Below are 12,058 nucleotides of genomic sequence, written 5' to 3'. Positions count from 1 at the left end.
TTCACCCTTTATCTTTCTCCAATCTGCATGTCAAACAAGACATAGTTTTTTGATCAGGAGCATGTCAGCATAAATTTACAACCATCCTCTAGGATAAAATCATGTCGAATATGATGAATAAGGCTCAAGGTCTTGGGCTATCTTTGATCACCAAACTCGCAGGAAGCGAAATGCTTGATCAACTCAAATTAAGAAAATTTGTAGAGAAATCATTATATCAAGGTTCAAAAACTGGCTTTAAAGTACTTAATAAAACACAAAAAGCATTTAAGCCACAGCCCATCGATAAACAGCGTCTCCCAAACCAGACCAACAAAAATCTGTTTGATCTCAGTCTGACTGAAGAACAGCAAATGACGGTTGACGCCATGTCACAATTTGCTGAAGAAGTGCTCTACACATTGGCACATGATGCAGATCATCATGCTCAATTTCCTGAAGAACTGTGGCAACATTTGGTTGATTTGGGGCTCAACTATTATGCGTTGCCAGAAGCATTGGGTGGTGTGGCAGCAGAACAGAATATTGTCAGCAATATCCTGATTGCGGAAAGCTTGGCTAAGGGTGATTTCAGTCTGACCGCAGGTTTACTCAGTACTTTCAGTGTGATTAATGCCATAACACGTTGGGGTTCAACTCAAGTGCAATCGATGTACTTACCTGTGTTTGCAGAAGATACTGATGTTACGGCGACATTTGCCTTTCAGGAGGCGACCCCTGCTTTTAATCCCTATCAGTTAAAAACCTCGGCAACAGAAGCCAATGGGCAGTTCTATATCACGGGTGAAAAGAGCTTGGTGGTTTTGGGAGACACCGCAGATGTCTTCCTCGTCAGTGCAGAATTCAACGGCAAGCCTGATATTTTTGTGGTGCAATCCAATGAAACGATCGCCATCAAAGCCAATCCAGCAATGGGGCTGAAAGCCACGGAAACAGCGACTCTTCAATTTAATCAAACGCCAGCCCTACGTTTAGGCGATGCTGACTTTGACTACACTGCCTTTGTCGATCTAGGTAATTTGATGTGGTGTGCGATGGCGGTCGGAACCTGTGAAGCAATCAAAGCCTACTGTATCAAATATGCCAATGAACGTACTGCCTTCGGAGAACCCATTTCTCACCGTCAAAGTGTTGCATTCATGATTGCAGATATGGCGATTGAAATTGATGCGATGCGTATGTTGGTTCTTAACGCAGCAAGTTTGGCAGAAGCGGGCAAACCATTCCATCGTGAGGCCTATCTTGCTCGCCTGCTTTGCGCTGAGAAATCAATGAAAATGGGGACAGATGGCGTTCAGATTCTTGGCGGTCATGGCTTTACCAAAGAACATTCTGTTGAGCGCTGGTATCGTGACCTTCGTGCAACTGCAATCTTGCATTCTGGCTTACATGCTTAATTTTGGAGAACAATAATGAATTTACAAAATCCGAAAAAATTCAAAATGCTGGTTGATCAAGCACATGAAACAGCCCTTAATGTACTCCGTCCAATTTCACGTAAATACGATAAAGCTGAACATACCTATCCTAAAGAACTGGATATGCTGGCGGCGCTACTGGATGGAATGAATGAAAGTGGCGAAGGTGTTGGTGCTGCCAATGCCAGTAAACGTGGAACAGCCAATTTGGATGCCGTTGTAAACGGCGGCAATATGTCTGCGGCACTCGGCATTATTGAAATGTGTTATGGCGATACTGGCCTGTTACTGAGTATGCCCCGCCAAGGTCTGGGCAACTCTGCGATTGCAGCAGTGGCCAATGATGAACAGCTAGAACGCTTCAAAGGCACTTGGGCAGCCATGGCAATTACCGAGCCAGGTTGTGGTTCAGACTCTGCTGCGATTCGCACCACAGCAACCAAAGATGGTGATGATTACATCCTGAATGGCGAGAAAATCTTTGTCACTTCAGGTGAACGTGCAGACTCGGTCGTGGTCTGGGCAACCTTGGATAAAAAATTAGGTCGTGCTGCGATCAAGTCTTTTGTAGTACCGAAAGGCACAGCAGGCATGAAAGTTGAACGGCTTGAGCATAAACTTGGGATTAAAGCCTCAGATACCGCAGTAATCAGCTTTATCGACTGTCGTGTGCCCGCTGCCAATTTGCTGGGTAATCCTGAAATTGATGTGGCTAAAGGCTTTGCAGGTGTAATGGAAACCTTTGATAATACCCGCCCGCTAGTCGCAGCCATGGCAGTTGGTTGTGCCAAAGCATCCTTAGAACGCATCAAAGAGATTTTCAAAGATCAACTTGATCCAGACTACACCACACCCTACTTACAAACCTCGAATTTAGCTGCACAAATCTATCGTATGGAGGCTGAGTGGGAAGCTGCACGATTATTAATGATTAAAGCAACCTGGATGGCAGACAATAAAAAGCCGAACTCGAAAGAAGCTTCGATTGCCAAAGCCAAAGCGGGTCGTGTCGGCAATGAGATCACCCTCAAATGTGTCGAACTGGCGGCAAGTGTCGGCTATGCTGAAGATGAATTATTGGAAAAATGGGCGCGTGACTCCAAAATTCTGGATATTTTTGAAGGTACGCAACAGATTCAGCAATTGATTATTGCCCGTCGTGAATTGGGTAAATCATCCAGTGAACTGAAATAATTGTTGTTTCATCGACATAATCAAAATAAAAAAGGACGTTGCCATAACGTCCTTTTTTATTGAGTGCCTGATCCAATCCTATCTCATCGTTACAAACTCTTCGGCTGAGGTTGGATGAATGGCAACCGTATTATCAAAGTCTTTTTTGGTAGCCCCCATTTTTAAGGCAACAGCAAAACCTTGCAGGATCTCATCCATACCAAAACCAATGCCATGAATACCAACAACTTTCTCATTATCTCCTACACAAACCAATTTCATTTTAGTTGGTTGGCGATGTTGGGTAATGGCGCTATACATGGCCGTGAACGAGGAATTATAAACTTTAACCGCTTGCTGACCATATTGTTCAATGGCTTCTTGCTCTGTGATCCCAACCGTTCCAATCGGTGGATGGCTAAACACTACCGTTGGAATATTTTCGTAATCTAAATGTTCTTCAGGCTTATGATTAAAGAGTCGTTCAGACAATCGACGCCCAGCAGCGACGGCTACAGGTGTCAGTTCCATTTTCCCCGTAATATCCCCAACAGCATAGACACCTTTTTGTGAGGTATTCTGGAATTTATCCACTTGGATATAACCACGCTCATCCAACTGAACATTGGCTTTGTCCAAATTTAAACTCGCCGTATTGGGTTCTCGACCCGTTGCCCAAATTAAACAATCTACAGTATGACTTTCGCCATTTTCTAAATGCAGTACGACTGAACCATCAACATTTCTGGTGACTTTCTTAGGAACTGCCTGGGTATGCACAGTGATACCATCGGTTCGCATCACCTCCACCAGAGTTTCACTCAAGAAGGAATCAAAACGCCGCACCGGTAAATCTTTACGGATAAATAAACCAACCTGAGAACCTAAGGCATTTAATACCCCTGCCAGTTCAACCGCAATATAACCTGAACCTATCACGGCTGTGATTTTAGGTAATGCTTTTAATTCAAAGAAACCATTTGAATCAATCCCGTGTTCAACCCCCTCAATATCAGGCAATGAGGGCTGTGTGCCAGTCGCAATCAAAATATGGTCTGCTGTGAGTTGTTCTCCATTCACTTCAATAGTATGAGCATCAATAAAATGTGCTGCACCATGAATGAGATCTACTTTATTCTTACTTAGGCTATTTTGATAGGATTGATGAATGCGCTCAATATAGGCTTGACGATTATCGATGAGTGTTTGCCATTCGAAAGATTCAACTTTGCTGTTAAAACCATAATCGGGGCCGTATTTTTGAATTGATTCCGCCACATGTGCGGCATACCACATCACTTTTTTCGGCACACAGCCAACATTGACACAGGTTCCACCGATTTCAGCTTTTTCGATCAACGCAGACTTTTTACCATACATGGCAGCGCGATTGACTGATGCAATACCACCGCTTCCGGCACCAATCGCAATATAATCATAATGTTTTGTCATCTTTGCCTCATAAATCGCTTATAAGATTATTCTTAGGTTATACATAGATATACAGCAAGAAAATGCAAAATCCGTAGTTGGTTAAAGTTTTAATACAAGAAAATAAAAAGGCACTGAAGATGAATCTTCAGTGCCTTGCTTTCGGTAAGCTTTTTTGATTATTCAGTAATCACAGCTTCAACCTGAACTTGTTGCAAAGATTGATCGACCACACCAAATTTCTTAAATAGTTTGGCACGACGTTTTGGATAAATATTGGCTTTATTCAAATCACCTTTATAGTGATCAAAGACTCGCTTATCCATCATTTTTGACCATAATGGTGGAATTAATGCAGGTAACAACATACTTGCATAACCGCTTGGTAATTCAGGCGCCTCATCAAAATGACGTAATGCTTGGAAAGGACGGGTTGGATAAGCATGATGGTCTGAGTGACGCTGCAACTGATACAAGAATAAGTTGGTCACAATATTATTATTGTTCCAGCTATGTTCTGGCATGGTTCGCTCATACTTACCATTCTTATCCTTCTGGCGTTTCAAACCATAGTGCTCGATATAGTTAATAATCTCAAATAAGCTAATGCCATAGAAAGCTTGAGTCGCTAAATAAGGAATAACCCCCTTACCAAACAAACCGACCATCGATGCATGAAAAGCAGCACTCATGCTCCAACCTTGCAAGAGTTCATTTTCAGTTGACCAGAATTCTTTACCTTTACGTTTTAAACGATTGGTTTCAATCTCAATGGCTGATTTGAATGAACCAATCACGGTACGTGGCCAAAACTCATAGAATGTTTCACCCATTTGTGAAGATGCAGGATCTTCGGGTGTTGCAGCACGTTTATGGTGGCCATAAGGATGTTCAATTCGGAAATGATTATAGCCTGTTGGTACTAGCGCTAAATGCGACAGAATATGGTCAATACGATCATGTTTATGACTCAGTTCATGTGCTGTATTGATCGCAATCCCGTTGACTGCTCCCATTGAGATACCCAATAAGATTTTGTCTAAAAATGATGTTTCTTTACGGCTAGTTAAATAACAGGCATAGACATTGGCGGCATATTGTAAGGGGATAAAGCTTTTCACCAGACGGGAATAATAAGGGTCTTTTTCCAACAGTCGAATATCTTCATCTGTTGGATTATTGGCATCTTTCCCAATAATCGTATCAATTGTTGGAATCACAATATGTAAAACGATTGGTCCACCTAAAGCAAAGAGTTTTTTCAATGGCCGTGGTGCAAATTGATAACCTGCTAAAATACCAATCCCGATTACAGGTAAAGCTGGGCTAATAGCCCATAAATAACGTTTACGATCCAACTCAGTTTTTGACTTTGGAATGCTTACTGGCGTAAGTTCTTGTTCAACATTTACTGGCGCATTCATCATCGAATCCATGTCTTTGTATATATGAGTATATTTTGAGGAATTATGAAATTCATGACAGTTGCAAGCGTCCAAAAAAGCTATGTCAAAGTCTTTGGCATCATCCTCCCTGTTTTTGTCCTAAAAACACATATTGAGTTATTGGCGTAGCTCACTATAATTTAAATGAATACCCCATTTAAAAATCATATGGATGCTTTAAGTAAAATATTTGCTGATATACATTTAAATCACACTGAATATATCTACTTGAAAACTCAAGGAGAATGGAGTTTTTTCTGCCAAGATCAAACTGCGTTAATTGTTCACATTGTTCTAGTTGGTTCTGTTTTTATTCAAATTGACGCACAAAATAGTTTAACTGCACATGCTGGTGAAATTGTGGTTATTCCATCAGGGAAAGCACATACAGGTGCAGATAATGCGATTACCAAACTGGTTGATGCCGTCGATATTTCAAAGTTTTTCCATGGCCACAAAGAAGAAGCGATTGAATTTGGAACACATTCATCTAAGAAAAACTTAATTTTAACTGTTCGTTGTCAAATTGATACCATAATGGCACGTCCATTTATTCAGGCATTACCGCAATTAATTCATCTTCAACATGGTGATACCAATGCGCCAGAATGGTTACAAATCGGTCTACACTTTCTTGCTTTAGAGACCCAAAATATTCAAGCAGGCCGAGATATTATTATCGATCATCTCGTGAATACTCTATTAATCAAATGCATTCGGGATCATATCCAACAAATTTCAACTCAGCATGGCTGGCTCAGTGCTTTAAACCATCCCGAACTCAGTAATAGTCTGGCGGCGATTCACAATCACCCTGAAGAAGCCTGGACAGTCGAGCTACTTGCTGAACAATGTTGTATGTCACGTTCAAAGTTTGCCAGCCTATTCCACGAAGTGATTGGCGAATCTCCACTGGCCTATTTACAACAGCATCGTATGCGCTTGGCAAGTCAATATTTGCGTAAAAGTAACTATTCGATTCAGCAAATTGCCAATAAAGTTGGCTATTCATCTGAAACTGCTTTTAGTCAGGCATTTAAACGTACATTTGATGTGTCCCCAAAACAATATCGGCAGCAATTTATTGAAGCAAACTAGGCCCGTAAAAAAAGACACCGTAGTGTCTTTTTTATTATTACAATCACTTAACGCACAATACCACGTGTCGATTGCTCTAATGAGTCAATAAACAATTGCGCCTCAGGCGTCTTCACTAAAATTTCGTCACGAATCTGCTCGATCGCCTGCTCAGTTGTCAAACCAGATTTATAAATCAGTTTATAAGCTTCTCTTAAACCTTGGATTGTATCGCGAGACCAGCCTTTACGGCGCATGCCTTCAATATTCATCCCGTATGCGCGTGCTGGATTTCCAGACGCCATGACATAAGCTGGAACATCTTTAAGAATCAAAGCAGCTCCACCAATCATGCTATAAGAATCGATCTTACAGAACTGATGAATACCAGCATTACCACCAACAATCACATGATCACCGACATGTACATGTCCAGCAATACCGACATTATTGGCAAAAATGTTATGGTTCCCTATCACACAGTCATGTGCAATATGCGTATTCACCATCAATAGGTTATGGCTTCCAATCTTGGTAACACCATGATCCTGAGCTGTTCCACGATGTAAGGTACAATGCTCGCGAATCTTGTTATTATCACCAATCTCTAACCATGTTTCTTCGCCTTGATATTTTAAATCTTGGCAAATTTCCCCAATACTTGAGAACTGGAAAAGATCATTATTTTTACCAATTCTGGTAAAACCACCAATAACAACATGTGAATGTAACTTAGTACCAGAGTCAATACTTACATTTGGACCCACAATACAATACGGACCAATTTGTACATCAGATGCGATTTCTGCAGACGGGTCAATAATTGCTGTAGGATGTATTAAATTTTGACTACTCATGTCTGCTCAATTTTCTGGTGGGAAATAATAATCTCTGCTGTCGCGGCAACCTTACCATCGACACTAGCGGTGCAATTGTACTTGTAAATGCCACGTTTTTGCATTACAAGCTCAGATTTTAAGATAAGCTGGTCTCCTGCAACGACCTGTTTCTTAAATCTGATTTTTTCTGCACCTGCAAACAAGAACAACGAACCTGCTTTTGGCTTTTGATTAGTTAAGACAAAACCCAATATACCCGAAACTTGTGCTAAAGCTTCAATAATGAGTACACCTGGCATGATTGGATAAGTCGGGAAATGCCCTTGTAAAAACTCTTCATTAATCGAAACGTTTTTATAACCAATAATACTGTTCTCGGTTACTTCTGTAACGCGGTCGACTAATAAAAATGGATAACGATGGGGTAAATATTCACGAATCGTAAGAATATCCATCGGTAATTCAGGCATTGTAAATGCTGGAGAAGTAGACTCAGTCATAATAAATTATTTACGCAACTTAAAGGTTGATTCAAGGGACTCTAATTGAGCTTGCATATGATCAAGTCTTTTAGTGATTTGGGTCAATGGCACATCTGCTAATTGTCTTAAGCGTACAATGGTCTTTTTCCAATGACTATTTTCAAAAAGTCCTATCCCAGAAGAATAAGTTCCGGCCTCAGAAATATTTTTTGTGACCATTGACATGCCTGTAAGTATCACATTATCCGCAATTGTAAGGTGACCTACCACACCTGATGCGCCACCTATGATACAGTTTTTGCCAATGCGGGCACTTCCAGCAATTCCGCAATTAGCGGCAATCGCTGTATTTTCACCAATATGAACATTATGGGCAATTTGCACAAGGTTATCAATAATGACACCATCCTCCAAAACCGTGTCGTCTAATGCACCACGATCTATACTACAATTCGAACCAATACGGACATCATTTCCGATACGAACTGAACCCAATTGTGCAATCCGATGCCACTTGCCCTGATAAGGGGCAAAACCAAAACCTTCAGTTCCAATTACGGTGTTGGCATGAATTCTGACACGATCTTTTAACTGTGCTGCACCTGTTATCGTGACATGGGCATCAATAAAGCAATCTTTACCGATTTCAACCTGATCATCAAGAAAAGCATGTGCCTGAATAATACTATTATTACCAACCACACAATTTTCGCCGATAACCACATAATGCCCAATATAAGCATCATCAGCAATTATTGCTGAAGGATGAATTTGTGCAGTGCTTTCAATGCCTCGTTCAGCAATCTTATTTTCAAATAAATGTGTGAGTGTGGCAAAAGCTAGATAAGGATTATCAACGACAATAAAGTTCTGTTTACTCGCAAGCTGTTGTTTCATAGCTGCTGTAACTATATATGCACCTGCTTGACTCGCTTCGGCTTGCGCCAAATATTTCTCGCCATTCACAAAACAGATATGCTGCTTTTGCGCATGCTCTAAACTTGCCAAGTTAGCAATTTGAAAGTCTTTCAGACCAAATTGCTCACCTTTGACAAGGTGAGCAATTTCTTCTAAACGATAAGTACGTCTATTCATTGATTATTTAATTGCATTAACCTTTTGAATCATTTTATCAGTTAAATCATACTGCGCGTCAGAGGCAATCGCAGAATTTTTATTTAAAATGAAGTCTAAATTATTCTCTTTACGCAATTGTTCAGCTGCCTGCTTCACGCGTGTTTCAAAAGTCGTGTTCATTGCCTGTAAACTTGACTGAACTTTGGTCTGTAAACCTTGTTGCGTTGAATTGAATTCACTGAGTTTCGACTGATATTGTGCAGTAAGCTTTTGAATATCAGCTTGATTCATTTTTTGACCATCAGTCTGTGCTTTTTGCTGCAAAGATTCTAATTCTTTACCCAATTGCTCAAGTTTAGTCGATGTTGGTTTTACTGACTGAGTTAAGCTTGCATTTTGCTGCTTAAGATAAGTGCTGCTTTCCACAACCTTAGCTAAATCTACTACTGCTAGACCTGCAGCATTTACAGTTGCAGAAACCGTGAAGCCTAACCCTAACATGAGCATTGTTAATTTTTTCATTTTTGCATCCTTTATATATTTTACAGCACTAAACAAGGCCGTACTTAGAAAGTACGACCGATTTCAAATTGGATAGACTTCGTCTCATCGCCTTTTTTATCATTTAGCGGATATGCGTAGCTAAGCGATAAAGGACCAATCATGGTAATCCATGTGAAACCTACACCTACGCTATAGCGCATATTGCCAAAATCAAAGCCATTGTTATCTTTGCAATACTGTTTGAGGTCAACTTGAGGCTGACCATTAATCAAAGGTGTTTGCGATGAACTTGGTATTTTACATTGTGTATCAAATACTTGTGCACCTTCAGCAAAAACTACTGGTCGTACTTGACGTGTCCAATCGCCTTTAAATGGTAAAGGAAGTGCTAATTCGGTACCAAATTGAACCAATGCATTACCACCTACTTCTTCTGGGCTAGGGTCATTTTGCCCAGTCTCACGGAAAATTACACTTGGATACTTAGGTCCCAGTGTGCTGTTATCATAACCGCGAACTGAACCATAACCACCTGCATAGAAGTTCTTATAGAATGGTAGATCATTACCATAACCTAACTTACCGTAACCGCGCAGTACAAACCCACCCCAAAGTGATTTAAATGCCTGTGCATCGTAGGTTAATTTTTGGTAATCGACATCACTACCCGGTAAACCAATTTCAAGACCAACACGATGTGACATACCCGAGGTCGGGAAAATTGGACGGTTCAAGGTGTTATACGACCAACCCAAGTTCAAGTTATAGGTTAAGAAAGTGCCTTCAAAAGCATTCCCATAAGGAATGTCTTTGCCAGGATTACATGCACCAGTATAATTTCCTTTATCATCTTTCGCTAAATCTTCTGTTGGGCAATAACTACCATAACCTGTAGTCTTACCACCATTTGCTAGCAAATAGTCACGAATATAGGTCGAAACATTTGGACCAGTACGCACTTTCGTTTGATCAATTCCTAAAGAGGCACTTAAACTTTGGTTTTCATCAATTGGATAACCAAAACTTACACTACCACCAATACTATCAGTGACATAGTTGTTGACGTTATAGTCTTTGTTTAGCTTGGTCTTACGATAGTAAACGTTATAACCACGACTCACGCCATCAATGGTGAAGTATGGATCAGTCACACTTAAGTTATAGTAATCTTGCGTTTCAGAACGTGATAAATCAATCGCTACACGATTACCCGTCCCCATAAAGTTAGTCTGACTTAAACCAGCCTGGAAGGTTACACCACCATTTTGTGAATAGCCGACCGCAAGTGTTGTCGTACCAGAATGTTGTTCTTCAACATTCACATTCAAATCCACTTCATCTGGTGAATTTGGTACACGAACAGGTTTAACATCAACGGTTTTAAAGAAGCCTGTACGCTCTAAACGGACTTTAGAAAGGTCTATTTTCTCGTTGCTTGCTAATGCACCCTCCATTTGACGCATTTCACGACGTAGTACTTCATCCGCAGTTTTACTATTCCCCGTGAAGTTAATACGACGAACGGTTACTTGCTGACCAGGATTAATATAATAATTCAGGTTAACAATACCTGTTTGATTATTAATCTCAGGCACAACATTCACTTCAGCATAGTAATAGCCTGCATTACCATATTTACGCAAAAGAAGTTGCTTAACTGCATTCACTTTTTCTTGTGAATAGGTTTCGCCATCTTTATACAATTTAAGCGCTGTTAACTCTTCTGGCTTATAAAGTGCATCACCGAGGAACTTTGTTTCGCCAAATTTAAACTGGCTGCCTTCATCCACCGAAACCTCAATAAAGATATGTTTCTTATCTTCACTGATGTTTAACTGTGAGTTGATGATATTAAAATTGATATAACCTTTGTTTAAATATAAAGCACGTAAAGCTTCTAGACTTGCTGCCATTTTCTCACGCGCATAACGGTCATTACGCGTAACAATTGAAGCCCAACCACTTTCTTTAACCGCGAAAGCTTGCTTGATATCGCTATCACTAAAGACGGTATTACCGATAATATTGATATCGAATACTTTCGCGGCTGTACCTTCATTGAAGTTCAGCTTTAATTCAACGCGGTTATTTGGACGTGCAACTGTTTCAACAGTTACATCTGCATCATAACGACCTTGCTGGGTATATTGTTGTTCTAGCTCAGTTTCAATCACCTGCAACGCAGACTTTTTGAAAACTTCACCCTCAGCAATCCCCATCTTCTTTAAACCTTGTTCTAAGGCTTCTTTTGGAATGAGTTTATTGCCTTTGAACTCCAATTTAGAGATAACTGGACGTTCAACAACTTTAAAGACTAATACATTATTTTCTTTAAAAGCTTTAATGTCATCAAATAAACCTGAAGCATATAAAGTACGGATTGCCTCAGCAATCATCGGATCACTAACTCTATCGCCACTATTTATCGGTAACATAGAATAGATACTTGCAGGTGTTAAACGCACTAAGCCATCAATTCGTATATCTTGTGCAAGAAACTCATCTGCAGCGTATGCTTGTTGTACCACTGCCATCGCACTAACCAGTGCCAAAGGCATTAATAAATGTGTGTGACGCATGCCCATATATTTTCCAGTAAGTTAAATTCCATT

The 12,058-nt window shown here is 40.4% G+C and carries 10 protein-coding genes; 3 read left to right on the top strand and 7 right to left on the bottom strand.

Annotation, left to right across the window (positions count from 1 at the left end):
* Positions 1–110 precede the first annotated feature (110 nt).
* On the top strand, positions 111–1,397 hold the full coding sequence (locus tag Aba26S_RS01945; RefSeq protein WP_171248914.1) for an acyl-CoA dehydrogenase family protein: 1,287 nt from the start codon (positions 111–113) through the stop codon (positions 1,395–1,397).
* Between the two features lie 15 nt (positions 1,398–1,412).
* Positions 1,413–2,612 (top strand): acyl-CoA dehydrogenase family protein, encoded by a 1,200-nt coding sequence (locus Aba26S_RS01940; RefSeq protein WP_043969889.1) that lies wholly within the window; start codon positions 1,413–1,415, stop codon positions 2,610–2,612.
* Between the two features lie 78 nt (positions 2,613–2,690).
* Here the strand turns inward: Aba26S_RS01940 and gorA are convergent, their stop codons facing one another.
* Both gorA and Aba26S_RS01930 read right to left on the bottom strand, forming a co-directional pair.
* Positions 2,691–4,043 carry a glutathione-disulfide reductase gene (gorA, locus tag Aba26S_RS01935; RefSeq protein WP_043969888.1) on the bottom strand — a complete coding sequence of 451 codons (1,353 nt, stop codon included), beginning with the start codon at positions 4,041–4,043 and terminating at the stop codon, positions 2,691–2,693.
* A 158-nt stretch (positions 4,044–4,201) separates the two neighbouring features.
* Complete coding sequence (locus Aba26S_RS01930) at positions 4,202–5,446, bottom strand: alkane 1-monooxygenase (RefSeq protein WP_005241322.1); 1,245 nt, start codon at positions 5,444–5,446, stop codon at positions 4,202–4,204.
* Between the two features lie 189 nt (positions 5,447–5,635).
* Here Aba26S_RS01930 and Aba26S_RS01925 point away from each other — a divergent pair, with 189 nt between their 5' ends.
* Positions 5,636–6,565: an AraC family transcriptional regulator gene (locus Aba26S_RS01925; protein ID WP_043969945.1), complete on the top strand. Its 930-nt coding sequence runs from the start codon at positions 5,636–5,638 to the stop codon at positions 6,563–6,565.
* 47 nt (positions 6,566–6,612) lie between these two features.
* Here the strand turns inward: Aba26S_RS01925 and lpxA are convergent, their stop codons facing one another.
* Genes lpxA through bamA form a run of 5 tightly spaced genes read right to left on the bottom strand, consistent with a single transcriptional unit; the run spans position 6,613 to position 12,031 of the window.
* A complete protein-coding gene (gene lpxA, locus Aba26S_RS01920) occupies positions 6,613–7,401 on the bottom strand; it encodes an acyl-ACP--UDP-N-acetylglucosamine O-acyltransferase (RefSeq protein WP_043969887.1) in 789 nt (262 codons plus the stop codon).
* Complete coding sequence (fabZ, locus tag Aba26S_RS01915; protein ID WP_043969886.1) at positions 7,398–7,883, bottom strand: 3-hydroxyacyl-ACP dehydratase FabZ; 486 nt, start codon at positions 7,881–7,883, stop codon at positions 7,398–7,400. Before fabZ ends, lpxA begins: the two co-directional genes overlap by 4 nt.
* A 6-nt stretch (positions 7,884–7,889) precedes the next feature.
* A complete protein-coding gene (gene lpxD, locus Aba26S_RS01910) occupies positions 7,890–8,960 on the bottom strand; it encodes a UDP-3-O-(3-hydroxymyristoyl)glucosamine N-acyltransferase (protein ID WP_005241318.1) in 1,071 nt (356 codons plus the stop codon).
* 3 nt (positions 8,961–8,963) lie between these two features.
* A complete protein-coding gene (locus tag Aba26S_RS01905) occupies positions 8,964–9,464 on the bottom strand; it encodes an OmpH family outer membrane protein (RefSeq protein ID WP_005241310.1) in 501 nt (166 codons plus the stop codon).
* Between the two features lie 44 nt (positions 9,465–9,508).
* Positions 9,509–12,031: an outer membrane protein assembly factor BamA gene (bamA, locus tag Aba26S_RS01900; protein WP_043969885.1), complete on the bottom strand. Its 2,523-nt coding sequence runs from the start codon at positions 12,029–12,031 to the stop codon at positions 9,509–9,511.
* Between the last annotated feature and the right edge of the window lie 27 nt (positions 12,032–12,058).

This window comes from Acinetobacter sp. NBRC 110496 (assembly GCF_000876115.1).
GTDB lineage: Bacteria > Pseudomonadota > Gammaproteobacteria > Pseudomonadales > Moraxellaceae > Acinetobacter.
The sequence above is the reverse complement of the archived record's forward strand: the minus strand, read 5'-3'. Positions and strand labels throughout refer to the sequence as shown.